Below are 20945 nucleotides of genomic sequence, written 5' to 3' on the forward strand. Positions count from 1 at the left end.
GTCGCGGGCCGCCGTCGGGTGCGTCAGGCGAAGCTCGGGGAGCCCACGCCGAGCTTGCGCCGCGCGAACTCGAGGTTCGCGAGGACCCGGTCCTGCTGGTCCTCGGGCAGCTTGCCGTCCCGGAGCAGGAGTGCGCAGCAGTCCGCGGACTCCTTGTACTCCCCGGTCCAGTAGGCGGCCACCGCGAGTTCGTCGAGTGCGCGCCAGTCGTGCCAGGCGAACTCGACGAAGAGGATGTCGTCCGGGCGGGGCACCCGTACTGCCTGCCGGGCGAACAGGTAGGCGAGCGGCCAGCGGCTTTCGAGGCGGCAGAGCCGGGCGAGGTCGCCGAGGGCCTCGGCCCGCGAGGGGCGGCTCTCGTGCGCCCGGAGGTAGCGGTCCATCACCTCGGACGGCGGCCTTTCGAGGGTGACCGCGAGCCGTGCGGCGTAGAGCTGCGCGCAGTAGGTCTCCTCGGCCCAGCCGCCCATGGCCACCCGGTGGTCGTAGGCGGCGAGCGCCTTCGCGGGCTCGCCCGCGTCGCGCCAGCTCTGGGCCAGGTAGAAGGCGTACCGGGCGTTGTCGGGCTCCTTCGCGAGGCCTTCGGTGAGGACGTCCGCGTCGCGCAGGTACTTCGCCCGCTGCCCCTCTTCGCGGAAGCGGGCCCCGCCGCCGACGGAGAGGATGTTGAAGCCCTCGATCACGTCGCGGCCGTACTCGGCGCCGCAGTCGATGTACTCGTGGAGCACGCCGACGTACCGCCAGGGCAGCCGGGTGGAGACCAGTGCCGGCCGCCAGTGGACGATCGGGCCGTCGTGCAGCGCGACCTGGTACGCGTCGAGGGTCAGCTCCGGCATGCGGAACCCGGGCCGGATCTGCATTTCGTCGTCGCCGTCGATGAAGAGCAGGTAGTCGGCGCTGGAGCGGGCGAGTTCGATCGCCTCGGTGCGGCTGCCGTCGAAGCCCTTCCACGGCCGCTCGTGGAGCGTGCCGGGCAGGTCGGCGAAGCAGTCCCGGATGACGTCCTGGGTGCCGTCGGTGGAGCCCGTGTCCACGATCACCCAGGTGTCGATCAAGGGGCGCACCGACTCCAGGCACTTCCGGATCGTCGGCGCCTCGTTCTTGACGATCATGTTCAGACAGATGGTCGGCTTCACCGCAGCACCCTCTCGTCGGACGGATCGCGGGCGACGTTAGGGAGTGGGGCCGCCGATGGGTCGGCGGCACGCCGGTGGCGGTACCACCCGATGGGCGGCGACGCATCCGTTCGGAGGCGTCCGGTAGGCCGTTCCGCTAAGCCGTTCTGCTGATAAACCTCCCCGCCCTCTCAAGATCCGGGCGGCGCCGTCCGTAAGCCCCAAGGACGTTCGAACTCGCAGCCGGGCCCCCTGCGTCCGGCTCGCATTCCGTTCCGAAGGAGCGCTGCAGATGAGTCGTGAGCACCAGACCAAGCTCGGCCTTGGTCCCGTCCCCCGCAACCGTGCCTGGATCGCGGGAGGTGCCCTGGCCTCGCTTTCCCTCGTCCTCGTGGGCATGGCCACCCCCGTCGTGGCGCTGGCCAAGCCGATGGTCACGGCGGTGAGAGCCACCGCCCCGTCGGGCGGAGGCGGAGGCGAGGACTGCGAGCGGTACGACGGTCCGCCGCAGGACAGGTACCGGGGCGGTGGCGGGGGCGACGGCAGGGACGATGAGTGGGGGGACGGCGACGGGCGCGACCACTACGACGGGCACGACCACGGCTGTCCGCCGGCAGGCCCGACGGGGTCGACAGGGCCGACGGGGCCGACAGGTCCCACCGGCGCGACGGGGGCAAGCGGCGCGACGGGTGCCACTGGGGCGACGGGGCCTACGGGTGCTGACGGTGCGACGGGCGCGACGGGTGCGACCGGTACTGATGGTGCGACGGGCCCGATGGGTCCGACGGGCCCCACGGGTGCTGACGGTGCGACGGGCGCCACGGGTCCCACGGGTACTGATGGTGCGACGGGGCCACCGGCCCGACGGGGCCTACGGGTGCTGACGGTGCGACGGGCGCCACGGGTGCGACCGGTACTGACGGTCCGACGGGTCCGACGGGTCCGACCGGCCCCACGGGTGCCGACGGTGCGACGGGCGTCACGGGTCCCACCGGTACTGATGGTGCGACCGGTCCGACGGGTCCCACCGGAACCAATGGTGCGACGGGCCCGACTGGCGCGATGGGTGCAACGGGACCGACCGGAGCTACGGGTGCCTTGGGCGCGACCGGTGCCACAGGTCCCACCGGGCCCAGGGGCGCCACGGGGGCCACGGGCGCGACGGGTGCCACGGGTGCGTGTTCCGACATCGACGCCTACACGCCTTCGAACACCGAGGACTTCCAAGCCGTGCTCACCGGCGGGAAGACGTACGCGGGCAAGGCCTCCACCGTGGGCGGGGCCATCGCCTGGCAGGACCTCACCAACACGGTCGCGACCATGACCGATCCCGCGAACCCCAACTACCCGGCCAACGTCTGCGGCGTCGCTATCGAGTCCCGGGGCAATGACGCGTTCGTCAAGGTGGTGACGGCGACCGGGACGGTGTGGCAGACGCACGGCGACATCAACGGCGGCACCTTCGTCTGGGACGAAGGCTGGATCCAGCAGACGACTCCCACCCCGGCCGTGCTCCTCAGAGGCGCGTTCAAGGGTGACCTCAAGGCCGATTCCGCTCACCGGGCCAAGCCGGGCAAGTGATCGCGCGTGCCTGAACCGATCTGAGCCGACCTGGTACACAGGCAGTACCGACGCGGCCCGGGCCGCCCTCCGGACACCGGTCCGGGAGGCGGTCCGGGCCGTCGTGGTCCGGTCGCGGGGGGTTGCGTTGGAGCGCGCTCCACCTCTTACAGTGCGGCCCCATGAGCATGCGATACCGAATTCTGGGTGGGACCGGCATCGAGGTCAGCACGCACTGCCTCGGCACGATGATGTTCGGCGCGGTGGGAAATCCGGATCACGAGGAGTGCGTACGGATCATCCACGCCGCGCTGGATCACGGGATCAACTTCGTGGACACCGCGGACATGTACTCCGCCGGCGAGTCCGAGACGATCGTGGGCAAGGCCCTCAAGGGCCGGCGGGACGAGGTCGTGCTCGCGACCAAGGTGCACTTCCAGATGGGTGAGGGCCGCAACCGCAGCGGGAACTCCCGCCGCTGGATCGTGCGCGCCGTCGAGGACAGCCTGCGCCGGCTGGACACGGACTGGATCGACCTCTACCAGGTGCACCGCCCCGACCGGGGCACGGACGTCGAGGAGACCCTCTCGGTCCTCGGCGATCTGGTCCGGGCCGGCAAGATACGGGCCTTCGGCTGCTCCACCTTCCCGGCCGAGGAGATCGTCGAGGCGCACCATGTCGCCGAACGGCGGGCCCTGCCGAGGTTCCGGACCGAGCAGCCGCCGTACTCGATCCTCGCGCGCGGCATCGAGAGCAGTGTGCTGCCGGTGGCCCGGAGGTACGGAATGGGCGTCCTGACCTGGAGTCCGCTCGCGTCGGGGTTCCTGAGCGGGAAGTACCGGCTCGGCAGTGCCGTCGACATGACCTCGGGGCGCGCGGCGCTGACTCCGGCCCGCTTCGACCCGGCGATCCCGGGCAACATCGCGAAGCTGGAGGCCGTGGAGCAGTTGGTTGAGCTCTCCGACTCCATCGGCTGCACGTTGCCCGAGCTGGCGGTGGCCTTCCCGCTGGCGCATCCCGCCGTCACCTCGGTGATCACCGGTCCGCGGACCATGGAGCAGCTGGAAGCGCTGCTGAAGGGCGTCGGCCTGGTCCTTGACGACGCAACCCTCGACCGGATCGACGAGATCGTGGAGCCGGGCCGGAACCTGTACCACCCGGACGGTGCCTGGCGCTCCCCGGCGCTGGCGGACCTCGCGCAGCGGCGGCGGGTGCCGGCAGACCGGTCCGCCGGCTAAGCGGGCGATCGCTCCGATGTTTCACGTGAAACAGCGCCGGTTGTTTCACGTGAAACATGGTGCACGCGCAGACCCGTGTGGACGTGCTGCGGGCCGCCAAGTGGCGGTGTGCACTGCGCCGTTCCGCTGACCGTCGGGCGTGCCGATCGGACGTGCGGGCGCCGGGTCCCCAGGATGGCCCGCGGAGGCCGGTCATATGTCCGGGCTTCGCAGGTCGATTCGATCCGGTGTGTGCGAGGAGCGGTACATGAGTTCTGAGAACAAGACCCGTACCTACCTGGGGCCGTTGCCCCGACGGGCCGGCTGGCTGACGGGCGGCACGCTCGCGTCGGTGGCGCTGGTGCTGGCGGGCCTGGCGACTCCGGCCATCGCGCTGGCCGAGTCGCCCGGGGGTCTGGACCACTGCGCGTCCCAGCGCCACAGAGCGGCCGTGCCGGCCCAGGCGCCGGTCGCGGGCGGTCGCGACGACTGCAGGGTGGGCCCGACGGGTCCGCGGGGCCCGCGCGGCCCGAAGGGCGCGACGGGCCACACCGGACCCCGCGGCGCGACCGGGGCGACCGGCCCCACCGGGCCGCGCGGCTACCCCGGAGCGACGGGCGCCACCGGCCCCACGGGTGCTACCGGTCCGACCGGGCCCACCGGCCCGACGGGTGCCACCGGTCCGACGGGCGCTACCGGCGCCACTGGTGCCACCGGCCCGTGCAATGACATCGACAGCTACTCGCCCTCGAACACCGAGGACTTCCACGCCGCCCTCTCGGGCGGGGTTGCCTACGCGGGACGGGCGTCCACCCCGGGCGGTGTGCCGGTCTGGCAGAACATCAGCGACCCCGACGACAACCCGGGTTTCCCCGTCGGCATCGCCTGTGGCATCTCCATCGCGTCCCAGGGCAATGACGCGTTCATCAAGGTGCTGACCACGACCGGACAGGTGTTCCAGACCCACGGCGACGTGAACGGCATGAACTTCATCTGGGACGAGGCCTGGACCCAGCTCCTGCCGGCACCGAACCCGGCGATCGGCCTGCGCGGCAAGGGCATCGAGTGGAAGGGCGACCTGGCTCACTCCGGCTCGCCGAACGGCCGGTAGCGCTCACTGCGGCTCGGGCTCCGGGCCGCCGAAGTCCGGACTCGTGAAGTCCGGGGACGAGAAACCGGGACGGGGCCCCTCAGCCGGGGCCCCCGGGCTGGTGAAATCGGGCCGGGTGTATCCCAGGTTGGGGATGCGCCCGGTTCCCGGTTTCCGGGGCGCCGGGAAGCCGGTCCCCGCGCTGGGATCGGCCAGCGCGTCCCGGAGGAACGGCACGATGCCGCGCTCCAGCAGGGCGTGGCGCCAGGCCTCCCGCGCCCGGGCCACCTCGTCCGGCACGGCCTCGGTCTCGTCCGCCGCCACCTCGGTGGAACTGTTGCGGACGGCCGTCACGAGCAGTCCGACCACGGCGAACAGCAGCGCCGCCGCGGTGAGCCCGCCGAAGAGCCAACCCGCCGTCAGCATCGTGTCGGCGAAGGCAGGTTCGGGTTCGATCATCTTCAAGATGTAGCCCACCAGCAGGAAGATCAGCATGGCGGTGCCGGCCAGGACCGGTGCGAGGACCGCGACCACGGCGCTGACGCCCGCGCCGCCGCCCTGTCCGTCGTCCTCCTCCCCCGTCGTTCCGGGGGTGGACAGGATCTCGCTCTGTCGCTCTTTGCGGATCTTGACGTAATGGTCGTACTCGGCTGCGGCCGCGGCCGTCAGCAGCCCGGTGGCCCCCATGGCCATGGTGCGCAGCTGTTCGGCGTTCAGCCGTTCGCCCAGGGCGGCGAGCTCGGGCCTGGCGTTCGCCGTGCGCAGCGCCTCGTCGAGGAGCCGATCGAACTCCGGTCGGTCTTCGGCGAGCAGGTGCGGAGCGCTGGTCATGTGCATCCCCCGATGCTCCGTGGGGACCGGTATGTCCGTGTAGAACGGGGCGCCGGCACAAACGGAGGAGAGCCTGCTACGGATAGAGCGATGGTAGAGCGCCCACGCCGTACGTCGACAGGGGCTTTCCGGAAATACCCAGCTCCGGGAAGCCTCAGTCGTTCAGCGGGAGTTGCACGACGAGCAGTTTGCCCGCCATCGTCACGCCGCCGTCCATCGCGATGGCCAGGCCTTCCGCGTACACGTGCGGGCCGACCACGGCCTCGGGGCCGTGTGCGCCGTCACCGTCCTCGGTGCCCACTTCGCCCAGCAGGTAGGGGATGGGGCTGTGCCCGTGCACGACGCGGCTGCCGCCGTAGGTGCCGATGAGTTCGCGGACGGCCTGGGGGCCGGTCTCCTCGTCCCGGAAGGCGAAGCGCTTGGTGAACTTGCGGAACAGGTCCCAGGTGATGTCGGCGTCGTTGCGGTTGAGCAGCTCGTGGATGGTGTCGTTGACGTCCTCGACCGAGTCTCCGTAGTCGAGGTAGGCGGTGGTGTCCGAGTGGAGGAGCAGGTGGTCGTCCACCAGGACCGCCGCGTCCAGCCGGGACATCCACTGGAGGTGGACGTCCTGCAGGCGGTCCATGTCGGTGCGCTGGCCGCCGTTGAGGAGCCAGGCCGCCTGGAAGGTGGCGGTGCCGGCGCCGGAGACGACGGGGGTGTCCCCGAACCGCTTGGCGCCGATGAGCAGCAGCTCGTGGTTGCCCATCAGGGCCTTGCAGTAGCCGCCCGCGGCGGCCGCTTCGGCGGAGAGCCGCATGACGAGGTCGATGACCCCGATGCCGTCGGGTCCGCGGTCGGTGAAGTCGCCGAGGAACCAGAGCCGGGAGTTGCCGGCCGACCAGTTGCGGTCGGCGTCGATGAGCCCCTGGAACTGTAGTTCGGCGACGAGTTCGTCGATGTACCCGTGGACGTCGCCGACGACGTAGAGCGGGCCGGGGCCCTCGCCCGGGGTCTCCTGGGGGACGTACTGGATCTGCACGGTGTCGCCGGGGCCGCCGAGGGCGCCGCGCCCGATGACGGGGAGGTCGCGCTGCGTCGGGGTGTACCCGTCGGGGTCACCCTCCTCGGAGGCGTGGCCCATCGGCCGGCCGGCGGGCTCGCCGGGGCCGGTGCCGAGGTCGAGGGTGGCGCCGTACGGGGCTTCGTGGCCGTACCCGTGCTGCGCGGGGATGGGAGGCGGGCCCGCGTCGTAGTACGCGGGGTACTCGCCGTAGACGGGGGCGTCCGCCCCGAACCCCGTGGCGGCGGCCGACACGGCTGCTGCGGCTCCCGGATGAACGGGATGCGCGGCGGGTTCGGCGACCGGCAACCGGAAGTCCCGCTCGGTGTCCGTCCGCACCGCGGGTCCCTGACCGGCCCCCTGAGTCATCGACCCCTCCACCACCGTCGCGCTGCCGTACACCTGCGGACCCTCCCGCCCCAGGGGCGGAGGTTCCGTGATGTCGTGCGCCCATCATAGGAATGCAGCTCGCGCTCTGTGACGCACCAGGGGTGGTGAATCCTGGTCGGAGCTGGCCTTTCCTGCCGTTTTCTCCCGATATGGGTGTTGCTGAATCCTCGGCGGGGCCGGCGGCCCCGCCGTTGGGCCGGCGTGGTGGTCAGTCCTGTGCCGGGGATCGGGGCGGGCTGACGGTCGTACGGGGCTGCCTGCGCTGGGACGAGGTGCGGATGATCAGCTCGGTCGGGATGACCTGTTCGACGGGTCCGCCCGTGTCGACGCCCTCGATGGCGTCGATGAGCAGCTGGACGACGGCGGTGCCGATGCGGCGCGGTTTGAGGGACAGGGTGGTGATGGGCGGCTCGGTGTTGGCGTACACGGTGGATTCGCTGCAGCACACGAGCAGCAGGTCCTCGGGAACGCGCAGGCCGTAGCGCCGGGCGGCGGCGAGCAGGTCGGTGCCGTTGGGGTCGAACAGGCCGTAGACGGCGTCGGGCCGGTCGGGCCGGGCGAGCAGCCGGTCGGCGGCGACGGCGCCGGCGCACGGGTCGTGGGCGGGGTAGGACTCGTAGACGGGGTCTTGGCCCACGCGCTCGCACCAGCGCAGGTAGGCGGTGGTGGAGAGCCGGGTGTAGGTGTCGGTGGTGGTGCCGGTCAGGAGCCCGATGCGACGGGCTCCGGCGGCGGCGAGGTGGTCGAGGAGGCCCAGGACGGCGGCCTCGTGGTCGTTGTCGACCCAGGCGGTGACGGGGAGTGAGCCGGCCGGGCGTCCGTCGGAGACGACGGGCAGACCCTGGCGGACCAGTTCGGTGACGACGGGATCGTGGTCGGAGGGGTCGATGACGACGGTGCCGTCGAGGGCCACGTTGGACCAGACGTCGTGTCGGGAGGTGGCGGGGAGGATGACGAGGGCGTAGCCGCGGGCGAGCGCGGCGGAGGTGGCGGCCCTGGCCATCTCGGCGAAGTACGCGAATTCGGTGAAGGTGAAAGGTTCATCCCCGTACGTCGTCACGGTCAGGCCGATCAGGCCCGACTTGCCGGTACGGAGGGTGCGGGCCGCCGCGGAAGGGCGGTAGCCCAGCCGGTCTGCGACCTCGCGCACGTGGCGGCGGGTGGCGTCCGGCAGCCGTCCCTTCCCGTTGAGGGCGTCGGAGACGGTCGTGATCGAGACGCCCGCCGCGGCGGCCACGTCCCTGATGCCGGCCCGGCCCTGTCGGCCGGCGGCCCGCCGGGTGGTCTCGGTCCGGCTCACCTGATGCTTCCCTGCTGCTGTCATGGCGAGCCGATAGTAGGGCTCGGTGGGCAGGGCGGCCCGGATGCATATGCACGCGTTGACAGGCACGATTCTGCATGGTTCGCCACCCCCAATGACCTTGGAAAGGAAGGCATTTGGTCACGAAGGATGTCTGGTGCCCCTACCGACGGGACCGTGCATGCCAAAACGGAGCGCTCTCGCGCTCTGCTCAACTCACCTGTACGAGGGACGCGCGCCACGGCGCAGGCCACCGGCGCACGCATATATGCGTGCGCTCTCCCGCAATCCAGGCGCCCGCCGTTCTCGGATGGACGGAATCCTCATAAGGTGAGGAGCATTGAGTCGGCGGCGACGTCGTACGGGACGGTCGAGGAGGACCTGCGGTGAGCGAGAAGAGCCCGAAGCTGCGCGCCGAGCTGGACGGCATCCCCACCTACAAGCCCGGAAAGCCCGCGGCCGCGGGCGGTCCGGTCGCGTTCAAGCTGTCCTCGAACGAGAACCCGTACCCGCCCCTGCCCGGGGTGCTGGAGAGTGCGGTCGCGGCGGCCGGCCAGTTCAACCGGTACCCGGACATGGCGTGCACGGGCCTGGTGAACGAGCTCGCCGAGCGCTTCGGGGTCCCGGTCGAGCACATCGCCACCGGCACCGGCTCGGTGGGGGTCGCCCAGTCGCTGATCCAGTCGACGGCGGGGCCGGGCGACGAGGTCATCTACGCCTGGCGGTCTTTCGAGGCTTATCCGATCATCGTTCAGATCTCGGGTGCGACCTCGGTCCAGGTACCGCTGACCGAGGGGGACGTGCACGACCTGGACGCGATGTTCGAGGCGATCACCGAGCGAACCCGCCTGATCTTCGTCTGCAACCCCAACAACCCCACCGGCACCGCCGTGCGCCGTGCCGAGCTGGAGCGGTTCCTGGACCGGGTGCCCTCCGACATCCTCGTGGTCCTCGACGAGGCGTACAAGGAGTTCGTCCGCGACGTCGAGGTCCCGGACGGCATCGAGCTCTACCGCAACCGCCCCAACGTGGCCGTGCTGCGGACGTTCTCCAAGGCGTACGGCCTCGCCGGCCTGCGCGTCGGCTTTGCGGTCGCGCACGAGCCGGTGGCCGCGGCGCTGCGCAAGACCGCGGTGCCCTTCGGCGTCAGCCAGCTCGCCCAGGACGCGGCGGTCGCCTCGCTGCGGGCCGAGGACGAGCTGATGGGCCGCGTCGGATCGCTGGTGGGCGAGCGCGCCCGGGTCTACGGGACGCTGCTGGCCCAGGGCTGGACCGTGGTGCCCGAGACGCAGGCCAACTTCGTGTGGATGCGGCTCGGGGAGCGCACCGCCGACTTCGCGGCGGCCTGCGAGCAGGCCGGTGTGGTGGTCCGGCCCTTCGCGGGCGAGGGCCTGCGGGTCACGATCGGTGAGCCCGAGGCGAACGATCTCTTCCTGCACACGGCGGAGGCGTTCTTCAAGGAGCTGTAGGGCTCCGGGACTGGCGTCAGGCCAGTTCCACGCGGATGGGGTCGCCGTCGCGGACGGTGGCCAGCAGGCGGGGGTCGCCGTCGAACGAGCCGAGGACGTTGCACGGGCTCGCCAGGCGGCTCTCGCCCCCGCGGGAGATCGGGGTGGGGCCGTAGGGCAGCGCGAGCGCGTCGCCCTCGGTCCAGAACGCGACCGTGCCGGGTTCGACGACCTGCCGGGCGTCGTGCTCCAGCACCACGGAGACGCCGGTGTCGAAGTAGACCTCCTCGCCCCAGGTGTTGGCCGAGGCGGAAATGGGGAGCGCGGCGGCGAGGGCCTTGGCGGTGGGGGTCTCGTCGAGGGTCGCGGTGAGCTGGCCGGCGGGCCAGAGGAATCGAATCTTCATGGGTCGCATTCAACAATCTGTTGAATTTATTCGCTAGAGGGGACCCCCCTGAAAGATGCCGACAGCAGTACGACATAATGCTTGTGAATGTGAACGCGTTCACAAGCGTGTCCTGCTTCCTCCCGGATTGAGTGGGATACACGAGGCAAACTGCGGCTGTGACCACGGCGAAACGAAGGAGACGACGACGTGGACCTAGCTTTGGCGCCAGAGACCCTGGCGCGATGGCAGTTCGGTATTACCACCGTCTATCACTTCCTCTTCGTTCCCTTGACGATCTCCCTGGCCGCGCTCGTCGCGATCTTGCAGACGGCCTGGGTGCGTTCGGAAAAGGAGAAGTACCTCAAGGCCACCAAGTTCTGGGGCAAGCTCTTCCTGATCAACATCGCGATGGGCGTCGTCACCGGCATCGTCCAGGAGTTCCAGTTCGGCATGAACTGGTCCGACTACTCGCGGTTCGTCGGTGACATCTTCGGAGCCCCGCTGGCCTTCGAGGCGCTCATCGCCTTCTTCTTCGAGTCCACCTTCATCGGTCTGTGGATCTTCGGCTGGGACAAGCTGCCGAAGAAGATCCACCTGGCCTGCATCTGGATGGTCTCGATCGGCACCATCCTCTCCGCGTACTTCATCCTGGCGGCCAACTCCTGGATGCAGCACCCGGTCGGCTACCGGATGAACACCGAGCGCGGCCGGGCCGAGCTCACGGACTTCTGGCTGGTGCTCACGCAGAACACCGCACTGACCCAGTTCTTCCACACCATGACGGCGGCCTTCCTGGTCGGCGGCGCGTTCATGGTCGGCATCGCGGCCTTCCACCTGGCCCGCAAGCGGCACATCCCCGTCATGCGGACCTCGCTGCGGCTCGGCCTGATCGTCATGATCATCGCCGGCCTGGGGACCGCCATCAGCGGCGACCTGCTCGGCAAGGTGATGTTCAAGCAGCAGCCGATGAAGATGGCCGCCGCCGAGGCGCTCTGGGACGGCGAGGCGCCGGCGCCCTTCTCCGTCTTCGCCTACGGCGACGTCGAAAAGGGCCACAACAAGGTCGCCATAGAGATCCCGGGCCTGCTGTCCTTCCTGGCCAACGACGACTTCAGCTCCTTCGTCCCGGGCATCAACGACGTCAACAAGTCCGAGCAGGAGAAGTTCGGGCCCGGCGACTACCGTCCCAACATCCCCGTCGCCTACTGGGGCTTCCGCTGGATGATCGGCTTCGGCATGGCCTCGCTCGGCGTCGGCATGCTGGGGCTCTGGCTGACCCGCAAGAAGTTCATGCTGCCGCCGGGTCTGCGCACCGGTGAGGACGAGGTCCCGCACCTGGTCCTCTACAAGAAGGCGCTCAGCCCCAAGTTCACGAACTGGTACTGGATCGTCGCGCTCTGGACCATGGGCTTCCCGCTGATCGCCAACTCCTGGGGCTGGATCTTCACCGAGATGGGCCGCCAGCCCTGGGTGGTCTACGGGGTCCTGCGCACCAGGGACGCGGTCTCGCCGCACGTCTCCCAGGGCGAGGTGCTCACCTCGATGATCGGCTTCACGCTGCTCTACGCCGTGCTCGCCGTGATCGAGGTCAAGCTCCTCGTGAAGTACGTCAAGGCCGGCCCGCCCGAGCTCACCGAGGCCGACCTCAACCCGCCGACCAAGATCGGCGGGGACGACAAGAACCCCGACCGGCCGATGGCCTTCTCGTACTGAGGCTGAGGAGACCACACCATGCAACTCCACGACGTCTGGTTCGTGCTCATCGCCGTTCTGTGGATCGGCTACTTCTTCCTGGAGGGCTTCGACTTCGGGGTCGGCGTCCTGACCAAGCTGCTCGCCCGCGACCGGACCGAGAAGCGGGTCCTGATCAACACGATCGGGCCCGTGTGGGACGGCAACGAGGTCTGGCTGCTCACGGCCGGCGGTGCGACCTTCGCCGCCTTCCCCGAGTGGTACGCCACCCTCTTCTCCGGGTTCTACCTGCCGCTCCTGATCATCCTGATCTGCCTCATCATCCGCGGGGTCGCCTTCGAGTACCGGCACAAGCGGCCCGAGGACAAGTGGCAGACCAACTGGGAACACGCGATCTTCTGGACCTCGCTGATCCCCGCGTTCCTGTGGGGCGTGGCCTTCGCCAACATCGTGCGCGGAGTGAAGATCGACCAGGACATGGAGTACGTCGGAAACTTCTTCGACCTGCTCAACGTCTACTCGATCCTCGGCGGCCTGGTCACCCTGACCCTGTTCACCTTCCACGGCGCGGTGTTCACCTCGCTCAAGACGGTCGGTGACATCCGGGACCGCTCGCGCAAGCTGGCCACGCAGCTCGGGGTGGTGACCGCCGTCCTGGCGCTTGCCTTCCTGATCTGGACCCAGGCCTCGCGCGGTGACGGCTGGAGCCTGATCGCCATGATCGTGGCGGTAGTGGCCCTGGTCGGGGCGCTCGGCTTCAACCTCGCGGGCCGGGAGGGCTGGTCCTTCGGCCTGTCGGGGGTCACCATCGCGGCGGCCGTCGCGATGCTCTTCCTGACGCTGTTCCCGAACGTCATGCCGTCCTCGCTGAACGACGCCTGGAACCTCACGGTCACCAACGCCTCGTCCAGCCCGTACACCCTGAAGATCATGACCTGGTGTGCCGGTGTGGCCACCCCGGTCGTCCTGCTCTACCAGGCCTGGACGTACTGGGTGTTCCGCAAGCGCATCGGCACGCAGCACATCGTCGACGTGCACTGAACCCTGCGCTGAACCGTGCGCTGAGTCCGCTCCGCTCCGCCTGCTCCTGCCTGGGGGATGTTTCACGTGAAACCGATCGACCCGCGCCTGCTCCGGTACGCCCGGTCCACCCGCCTCTTCCTCGGGGCGGTGGTGGCCCTCGGCCTCGCCGGGGCGGGGCTGGTCGTCGGCCAGGCGATGCTCATCGCCGAGATCGTGGTCGGCGCCTTCGAGGACGGACTGGACGGCGGAGCCCTGCGGACGCCCCTGTTGCTGCTCGCGGCCGTGGCGCTCGGCCGGGGCCTGGTCGCCTGGCTGACCGAACTGGCCGCGCACCGGGCCAGCGCGGCGGTCAAGTCCGAACTGCGCGGCCGGCTGCTGGAGCGCGCCGCCGACCTCGGACCCGGGTGGCTGAGCGGACAGCGGACGGGCTCCCTGGTGGCCCTGGCCACCAGGGGAGTGGACGCCCTCGACGACTACTTCTCCCGGTACCTGCCCCAGCTGGGGCTCGCGATCGTCGTCCCGGTGGCGGTGCTCGCGCGGATCGTCACCGAGGACTGGGTGTCGGCGGCGATCATCGTGGTCACGCTCCCGCTGATCCCCCTGTTCATGATCCTGATCGGCATGGCCACCCAGTCCCGGATGGACCGCCAGTGGCGGCTGCTGTCCCGGCTCTCGGGACACTTCCTGGACGTGGTGGCCGGCCTGCCGACCCTGAAGGTCTTCGGCCGCGCGAAGGCGCAGGCGGAGTCCATCCGCAAGATCACCGATGACTACCGGCAGGCGACGATGCGCACGCTGCGCATCGCGTTCCTGTCCTCCTTCGCCCTCGAACTGCTGGCGACCCTGTCGGTGGCGCTGGTCGCCGTGACCATCGGCATGCGGCTCGTCCACGGCGAACTGGGCCTCTACACCGGCCTGGTCATCCTGGTCCTGGCGCCCGAGGCGTACCTGCCCCTGCGTCAGGTCGGGGCCCAGTACCACGCGGCGGCGGAGGGCCTGGCCGCCGCGGAAGAGATCTTCGAGGTGCTGGAGACCCCGGTCCCCGCAGCGCCGGGGACGGCCGGCGTTCCGGCCGCGGAACTGCGGATCGAGCTCGACGGGGTGGCCGTCCGGTACGAGGGCCGGGGCGAGGACTCCCCCGGACCCGTCTCGCTGACGGTGGAACCGGGCGCATGCGTGGCCCTCACCGGGCCGAGCGGCGCGGGCAAGTCCACACTGCTCCAGGTGCTGCTGGGCTTCGTGACGCCGACCGCGGGCCGGGTCCTGGTCGGGGGAGTGGACCTGGCGGAGCTGGCGCCCGAGCAGTGGCGGGAGCGGATCGCCTGGGTCCCGCAGCGGCCGCACCTGTTCGCGGGGACGATCGCGGAGAACGTACGGCTGGCGCGGCCCGGCGCCGCCGATGCCGAGGTGACCGCCGCGCTGGTGGACGCCGGGGCGTGGGAGTTCGTACGGGCCCTGCCGCGGGGTGCGGACACCCTCCTCGGCGAGGGCGGGGTCGGACTGTCCGCCGGCCAGCGCCAGCGCCTCGCGCTGGCCCGGGCCTTCCTGGCGGACCGGCCGGTGCTCCTGCTCGACGAGCCGACGGCGGCGCTGGACGGCGAGACCGAGGCGGCCGTCGTGGAGGCGGTACGCCGCCTCGCGGTCGGCCGGACCGTCCTGCTGGTGGTGCACCGGCCGGCGCTGCTGGCCCTGGCCGACCGGGTCGTCCGGGTGGGGACGGGCGCCTCAGCGGCCGGCCCCTCCGCCGACGCGCTGCTTCCCGCCGTGCGGGCGGGGCAGCCGGCGCCGGGACGGGCGCCGCGCGATCCCGGTGAACGGGCGCCGCGCGATCCCGGCGAATGGATCCTCGGGGACGCTCCGGAACGGGCCGCCCGCACGGGCGGCGGCGACGCCGGCGGGGGCGATCCGCTCCGGCGGGTGCGGGGCGTGGCCAAGGCCTGGCAGGGACGCTTCAGGCTCGGGCTGTTCCTCGGAGCGCTGGCCGTCGGGTGCAGCGTCGGGCTGATGGCCACCTCCGGATGGCTGATCTCGCGCGCCTCCGAACAGCCGCCCGTGCTGTACCTGATGGTGGCCGTCACCGCGACGCGGGCCTTCGGCATGGGACGGGCCGTCTTCCGCTACGCGGAGCGGCTCGTGTCCCACGACGCGGTCCTGCGGATGCTCGCCGACCTGCGCGTTTCGGTGTTCCGGCGGCTGGAGCGGATCGCGCCCGCCGGGCTGCGCACCCAGCGCCGCGGGGATCTGCTGACCCGCCTGGTGGCCGACGCCGACGCCCTGCAGGACTACTGGCTGCGCTGGCTGCTGCCCGTCGGCACCGCCCTCCTCGTGGGCACGGGCTCGGTGGCGTTCACCGCCTGGCTGCTGCCCGGCGCCGGGATGGTGCTCGCCGTCGGGCTGCTGGCCGCCGGTGTCGGCGTACCGCTCGTCAGCGCGGTCTGCGCACGCCGCACGGAGCGCCGGCTCGCGCCCGCCCGGGGGGAACTCGCCACCTGTGTGGCCGATCTGCTCACCGGAACCGCGGAGCTCACCGTCGCCGGAGCACTCGGCGGCCGCAAGGCCGCCGCGAAGGAGAGCGACCGCACCCTGACCGGGATCGCGGCCCGCGCGGCCGCCGTCACCGGGCTCGGCAGCGGGCTGTCGGCCCTTGTGTGCGGACTGACCGTGGTGTGTGCGGCCGCCGTCGGGGCGAACGCCGTAGCCGGGGGCCGGCTGTCCGGGGTGGCCATGGCCGTGGTCGTCCTGACCCCGCTGGCCGCCTTCGAAGCCGTCAGCGGGCTTCCGCAGGCCGTCCAGTACCGCCAGCGGGTCCGGCGCAGCGCCGAGCGGGTCTACGAGGTCATCGACGCGCCCGTCCCGGTCACCGAGCCGGAGCAGCCCGAAGCCCTGCCCGCCTCGCCCTTCCCGCTGCGGCTGAGCGGGCTCGCCGCCCGCCACCCCGGTCAGGAGACGGACGCGCTGAGCGGGCTCGACCTGACCCTGGAGGCGGGCCGCCGGATCGCGGTCGTCGGGCCCTCGGGAGCCGGCAAGACCACGCTGGCACAGGTCCTGCTGCGCTTCCTGGACCCGCACGAAGGCTCGTACACCCTGGGCGGGACCGATGTGCGCGCCCTCGACGGGGACGACGTGCGCCGGGTCGTGGGCCTGTGCGCCCAGGACGCGCACATCTTCGACAGCTCCGTACGGGAGAACCTGCGCCTGGCCGCCCCGGAAGCGAGCGAGGAGCGGCTGCGCGAGGCCCTCGCCGGGGCCCGGCTGCTGGAGTGGGCCGAGGGGCTCCCGGACGGGCTGGACACGCTGGTCGGCGAGCACGGCGAGCGGATCTCCGGCGGTCAGCGCCAGCGACTCGCCCTGGCGCGGGCGCTGCTCGCGGACTTCCCGGTCCTCGTCCTGGACGAGCCGGCCGAGCACCTGGACCTGGCCACCGCCGACGCGCTGACCGCGGACCTGCTGGCCGCGACGGAGGGCCGGACCACCGTGCTGATCACGCACCGGCTGGCCGGTCTGGACGAGGTCGACGAGGTCCTCGTCCTGGACGGCGGCGCGGTGGTCCAGCGCGGTCCGTTCGCGGAGCTGGCGGCGGTCCCCGGTCCGCTGCGCGGGCTGGTGGAGCGGGAGCGGGAAGCGGACGGGACGGGCGTCACCGCACAGGCTCGACTTTCCTCCCCAAACGGGACTAACTAGTCTCAAGGGCATGTCAGCGCAGGAGTCCCAGGAATCCCCCGGCCAGCCGCCGGAGACCTCGCCGGAATCGCCCGACCCGCTGGAGGCCGCAACCGCCGCCACCCGGAGTTTGCAGGGGCTGTCCACCGAGCTCACGGCCCGGGTGCCGCAGTTGCTGGAGGCCATGCGCTCGGTCGGCACGGGCCTCGAACTGCACTCCACGCTGGACCGGATCTGTGAGACGGCCGCCGAGCTGGCGGACGCCCGCTACGCGGCCATCGGCGTGGTCGACACCGAGGGCCGGGGGCTCTCGGACTTCGTCACCTTCGGGATCGGCGACGCGGTGGCGAAGAAGATCGGGCACCGCCCGGACGGGAAGCGCGGCCTGCTCGGCGCGCTGATCTCGCACCCCGACACGGTGCAGCTCGCCGACCTGACCAAGGACCCGCGCTCCGCGGGCTTCCCCGCGCACCACCCGCCGATGAAGACCTTCCTCGGGGTTCCGATCCGGGTCCAGGGCGAGATCTTCGGGAACCTCTACCTCGCGGAGAAGAACGGCGGGGGTGCCTTCAACGACTACGACGTCCACATGGTCCGGGTCCTGGCCACCGAGGCGGGCATCGCCATCGGCAACGCCCGGCTCTACGAGGCCGCCACCCAGCGCGAGCGCTGGATCGACGGCTCGGTGGCCGTCACCACCGCCCTGCTGTCGGGCGGGGATGCGGACGACGCGCTCGCGGTCGTCGCCGAACAGGCCCGGCGGCTCGCCGATTCGGCCGCCGGGATCGTGATGCTGCCGGCCGAGGAGGGCGGGATGGAGATCGTCGCCGTCTCCGCGGAGAACCCGGCGACCTCGCTCGGCGTCGTCATCCCCGCCGAGAGCCCGGTGGTGGCCAGGCTGCTGGAGGGCGAGCCGGTCTTCGTGGACGACGCCGCCTCCGATCCGCGCATGATCAGCCGGCTGACCAGCCAGTACGGGGCCTGCATGATGCTTCCGCTGCAGAGCGGGGGCCGGGTGCTGGGGGCCCTCGTCACCCCGCGGGCGCGCGGGAAGCGGCCCTTCACCGAGGCCGAGCGGACCCTGGCCACGCAGTTCGCCTCGCAGGCGGCGCTGGCCCTGATGATGGCGGAGGCGCAGCGGGACCGGGAGCGCCTCGCGGTGTTCGAGGACCGCGACCGGATCGCCCGCGACCTGCACGACCTGGTCATCCAGCGGCTCTTCGCCACCGGGATGATGCTGGAGGGCGCCCAGCGCCGCTCCATCGTCCCGGAGGTCCGCGAGGGCGTCGGCAAGGCCGTGGACGAGCTCGACGTGACGATCCAGGAGATCCGCACCGCGATCTTCGCGCTCCAGCAGGGACCGGCGGAGGCCCCCTCGGGACTGCGCACCCGGGTGCTGCGGGAGATCAACATGGCTGCCGTGCCGCTGGGCTTCAAGCCCGCGCACCGCTTCCTCGGACCGATCGACGCGGTGGTCGGCGAGCTCGTCGGCAAGAACCTGATCGCGGCCCTGCGCGAGGCGCTGTCGAACGCGTTCCGGCACTCCGAGGCGTCCCGGATCGAGGTGGTGCTCGACTCCACGGTCAGCCTGCCCGACGGGCGGCCCGGAGTCCGGCTGGAAGTGTCCGACGACGGGGTGGGCATCCCGGAGGGCGGGCGCCGCAGCGGCCTGCGGAACCTGCGCCGACGGGCCGAATCCCTCGGCGGCTCCAGCTCGTACGGCCCCGGCATCGGTGAGGACGGCGGCGGGACCACCCTGGTGTGGGAGGCCCCGCTGTAGCCGCGCCGCGTGGCTACGCCTCGGTGCGGGCGGTCCGTTCGGCCAGGATGCGCTCGATGACCAGGGCGACGCCGTCCTCGTTGTTGGCGACCGTACGGCCCGACGCGGCCGCGATCACATCCGGATGGGCATTGCCCATCGCGTACGAGGTGCCGGCCCAGCCGAGCATCTCCACGTCGTTCGGCATGTCACCGAAGGCGACCACCTCGGCCGGCGAGATGCCGCGCTCCTCACAGCACAGCGCCAGGGTGCTCGCCTTGGACACCCCCGGGCCGCTGATCTCCAGCAGGGAGGTCGGGCTGGAGCGGGTGATCGAGGCATAGGCGCCTGCAACGGAGCGGGCCAGCGTCAGGAACTCGTCCGGGGCCAGCTCCGCGTGGTGCGCGAGGACCTTGAGCACGGGCGCCGAATCGTCGTCCGTGGCCTCGTGCAGCAGGGTCTCCGCGGTGGCGACATTGGCGCCCGGATCCTGGAAGAACGGCGGGTACTGCGGTTCGTAGTTGATGCCGGTGGTCAGCTCGACGGCGAAGGAGGTGCCGGGGGCGGCGGCCCGCAGAGCCTCCACCACCTTGAGCGCGGTGATCCGGGGCAGCGGCCTGACCTGCACGAACTCCCGGCCGGCGGGCTGCCGGCCCGTGCTGTTCCCCTCGGTGTCGTGCCGGTCGATGGCATGCAGGTCGACGACGGCGGCACCGTTCGCGCAGATGGCCAGGCCGTGGCCCTGGACGTGGTCGCTGACCACCCCCATCCAGCGGGCCGGGCGCCCGGTCACGAAGAACACCGCGATGCCGGCCTCCTCGGCTGCGGCGAGTGCGGCGACGGTGCGCTCCGAGACGGATTTGTCGTCGCGCAGCAGGGTGCCGTCGAGGTCGGTGGCGATGAGCCGGGTCGCGGGGGTTGGCCCGTCCGGGCGCTGGGGAGCCGAGGTCACGGCTCCATCTTCGCCCATGCCGGAGGCCGGCGATGTTTCACGTGAAACATCGCCACATGGTTGTCAGTGCGTGGTGGAAGGATCTCCTCGCCGGCTGCGCTGCCGTTCGCGCCGTCGGCCCGGTGCCGGTTCGGACGACATCACACGGGGGCGACGTGCTCATCCCTTCATCCCGCGCGTCGGACTGCGACGACGCCCGCGGCGGCTGCCACGCCTGTGGCGGCCCCCGCGCCCGACGGGTCGTGGGCCTGGCGGCGGTCCTGTGCGCGGAGTGCGAACGGGCGAGCACCCCCCACCCGGAGCGGGAACCCGTACTGGTGGGCAAGGTCCTGGCCGACGCCGCCGAAGCCCTGGCCCACGCGGCCGAAGCCCCGGCCCGCACCACCCCCACCACGACTCCGCCCGACCCCTACTCCGCCATCCTCCTCGCCCTGTGGCGAGCCAAGGCCCAGCGCGGGACATGACGGCGCCCGGGGCAGCGGTCGTAGGCTCTGGTCATGACTCTTCGCCTGAGCACCGTGATCCTTCCCGTCCACCGGTGGCACGAAGGGGGCCGTGAACGCTGGCAGCGGGCCGAGGAACTGGGGTTCCACGCGGCATACACCTACGACCACCTGTCCTGGCGGACCTTCCGGAGCGGGCCGTGGTTCGGCGCCCTGCCGACGCTCACGGCCGCCGCGACGGCGACCGAGCGGCTGCGCCTCGGGACGCTCGTCACCTCGCCGAACTTCCGGCACCCGGTGACGCTCGCCAAGGAACTGATCTCCCTCGACGACATCTCGGGCGGACGGATCACCCTCGGCATCGGCGCCGGCGGCAACGGGTTCGACGCCACCGTGCTCGGGCAGGAGCAGCCGTGGACCCCCAAGGAGCGCGCCGACCGGTTCGGGGAGTTCCTGCCGCTGCTCGACCGGCTGCTCACCGAGGACTCCGTCTCGCAGCGCGGGACGTTCTACTCGGCGGAGGAGGCCTTCAACATCCCCGGGTGCGTCCAGCGGCCCCGGCTGCCCTTCGCCGTCGCCGCGACCGGCCCGCGCGGCCTGAGGCTCGCCGCACGCCACGGGCAGGCGTGGGTCACGACCGGTGACCCGAAGATCTTCGACGAAGGCACCCCGGAGCAGTCGGTGCAGGCCCTGCGCGGCCAGATCGAGAAGCTCGGCAAGGCCTGTGCGGAGACCGGCCGGGACGTGGCCGAGCTGGACAAGATCCTGCTCACGGGCTTCACCCCGGACCGGGGGCGGCCGCTGGAGTCGGTGGCGGCCTTCGTCGACTTCGCGGGCCGCCACCAGGAGCTCGGCTTCACCGAGCTCGTCATCCACTGGCCCATCCCCGACTCCGACTTCGCCGCCGACCAGGGCGTCTTCGAGCAGATCGCCACCGAGGCGCTCGCCCAGCTGAGCTGAGCCGAGCCGGGCGGACCCGGGCGGACCGGGGAGCCGAGCCGGGCGGACCCAGAGCTGAGCCGCGCTACCGTCGCC

16 protein-coding genes are annotated in these 20945 nt (G+C 71.5%); 10 read left to right on the forward strand and 6 right to left on the reverse strand.

Going from position 1 to position 20945, the window contains the following annotated elements; genetic code table 11:
- Window positions 1–23 precede the first annotated feature (23 nt).
- Window positions 24–1136, reverse strand: a complete 1113-nt coding sequence (locus ACIA8F_RS01080) for a glycosyltransferase (protein ID WP_399376056.1) — start codon at window positions 1134–1136, stop codon at window positions 24–26.
- Window positions 1137–2213: 1077 nt separating this feature from the next.
- On the opposite strand from ACIA8F_RS01080, the gene ACIA8F_RS01085 reads away from it, so the two are divergent.
- From ACIA8F_RS01085 to ACIA8F_RS01095, 3 genes are all read left to right on the forward strand, one after another.
- A complete protein-coding gene (locus ACIA8F_RS01085; protein WP_399376057.1) occupies window positions 2214–2696 on the forward strand; it encodes a hypothetical protein in 483 nt (160 codons plus the stop codon).
- 167 nt (window positions 2697–2863) lie between these two features.
- Window positions 2864–3913: an aldo/keto reductase gene (locus ACIA8F_RS01090; protein ID WP_399376249.1), complete on the forward strand. Its 1050-nt coding sequence runs from the start codon at window positions 2864–2866 to the stop codon at window positions 3911–3913.
- Window positions 3914–4160: 247 nt separating this feature from the next.
- Window positions 4161–5003 (forward strand): hypothetical protein, encoded by an 843-nt coding sequence (locus ACIA8F_RS01095; RefSeq protein ID WP_399376058.1) that lies wholly within the window; start codon window positions 4161–4163, stop codon window positions 5001–5003.
- Between the two features lie 3 nt (window positions 5004–5006).
- Here ACIA8F_RS01095 and ACIA8F_RS01100 read toward each other — a convergent pair whose 3' ends face one another.
- From ACIA8F_RS01100 to ACIA8F_RS01110, 3 genes are all read right to left on the reverse strand, one after another.
- A complete protein-coding gene (locus ACIA8F_RS01100; RefSeq protein WP_399376059.1) occupies window positions 5007–5819 on the reverse strand; it encodes a hypothetical protein in 813 nt (270 codons plus the stop codon).
- A 148-nt stretch (window positions 5820–5967) separates the two neighbouring features.
- The gene (locus tag ACIA8F_RS01105; RefSeq protein WP_399376250.1) at window positions 5968–7239 is read right to left on the reverse strand and encodes a metallophosphoesterase; all 1272 of its coding nucleotides are present in this window, start codon (window positions 7237–7239) and stop codon (window positions 5968–5970) included.
- Window positions 7240–7453: 214 nt separating this feature from the next.
- Window positions 7454–8569, reverse strand: a complete 1116-nt coding sequence (locus ACIA8F_RS01110) for a LacI family DNA-binding transcriptional regulator (protein ID WP_214954921.1) — start codon at window positions 8567–8569, stop codon at window positions 7454–7456.
- A gap of 362 nt (window positions 8570–8931) precedes the next feature.
- On the opposite strand from ACIA8F_RS01110, the gene hisC reads away from it, so the two are divergent.
- A complete protein-coding gene (gene hisC / locus ACIA8F_RS01115; RefSeq protein WP_399376060.1) occupies window positions 8932–10014 on the forward strand; it encodes a histidinol-phosphate transaminase in 1083 nt (360 codons plus the stop codon).
- 16 nt (window positions 10015–10030) lie between these two features.
- On the opposite strand, the gene ACIA8F_RS01120 is transcribed toward hisC, so the two are convergent.
- Window positions 10031–10399 (reverse strand): cyclophilin-like fold protein, encoded by a 369-nt coding sequence (locus ACIA8F_RS01120; RefSeq protein ID WP_399376061.1) that lies wholly within the window; start codon window positions 10397–10399, stop codon window positions 10031–10033.
- A gap of 189 nt (window positions 10400–10588) precedes the next feature.
- Between ACIA8F_RS01120 and ACIA8F_RS01125 the strand changes: the two genes are divergently transcribed.
- The 4 genes from ACIA8F_RS01125 (at window position 10589) to ACIA8F_RS01140 (ending at window position 18536) form a co-directional block, all read left to right on the forward strand.
- On the forward strand, window positions 10589–12094 hold the full coding sequence (locus tag ACIA8F_RS01125; RefSeq protein WP_399376062.1) for a cytochrome ubiquinol oxidase subunit I: 1506 nt from the start codon (window positions 10589–10591) through the stop codon (window positions 12092–12094).
- Window positions 12095–12112: 18 nt separating this feature from the next.
- Window positions 12113–13114 carry a cytochrome d ubiquinol oxidase subunit II gene (gene cydB / locus ACIA8F_RS01130; protein ID WP_399376063.1) on the forward strand — a complete coding sequence of 334 codons (1002 nt, stop codon included), beginning with the start codon at window positions 12113–12115 and terminating at the stop codon, window positions 13112–13114.
- A gap of 66 nt (window positions 13115–13180) precedes the next feature.
- Window positions 13181–16777, forward strand: coding sequence for a thiol reductant ABC exporter subunit CydD (gene cydD / locus ACIA8F_RS01135; protein WP_399376064.1), 3597 nt, complete (start codon window positions 13181–13183; stop codon window positions 16775–16777).
- A 10-nt stretch (window positions 16778–16787) separates the two neighbouring features.
- Complete coding sequence (locus ACIA8F_RS01140) at window positions 16788–18536, forward strand: GAF domain-containing sensor histidine kinase (protein WP_399376065.1); 1749 nt, start codon at window positions 16788–16790, stop codon at window positions 18534–18536.
- A 13-nt stretch (window positions 18537–18549) separates the two neighbouring features.
- Here the strand turns inward: ACIA8F_RS01140 and ACIA8F_RS01145 are convergent, their stop codons facing one another.
- Window positions 18550–19485 carry an HAD hydrolase family protein gene (locus ACIA8F_RS01145; RefSeq protein WP_399376066.1) on the reverse strand — a complete coding sequence of 312 codons (936 nt, stop codon included), beginning with the start codon at window positions 19483–19485 and terminating at the stop codon, window positions 18550–18552.
- A 137-nt stretch (window positions 19486–19622) separates the two neighbouring features.
- On the opposite strand from ACIA8F_RS01145, the gene ACIA8F_RS01150 reads away from it, so the two are divergent.
- Both ACIA8F_RS01150 and ACIA8F_RS01155 read left to right on the forward strand, forming a co-directional pair.
- Entirely contained in the window at window positions 19623–19931 is a 309-nt protein-coding gene (locus tag ACIA8F_RS01150; protein WP_399376067.1) for a hypothetical protein, read from the forward strand.
- 33 nt (window positions 19932–19964) lie between these two features.
- Complete coding sequence (locus tag ACIA8F_RS01155) at window positions 19965–20870, forward strand: LLM class flavin-dependent oxidoreductase (RefSeq protein WP_399376068.1); 906 nt, start codon at window positions 19965–19967, stop codon at window positions 20868–20870.
- Window positions 20871–20945 lie beyond the last annotated feature (75 nt).

Source organism: Streptomyces sp. NPDC051563, assembly GCF_044454225.1.
Classification (GTDB): domain Bacteria; phylum Actinomycetota; class Actinomycetes; order Streptomycetales; family Streptomycetaceae; genus Streptomyces.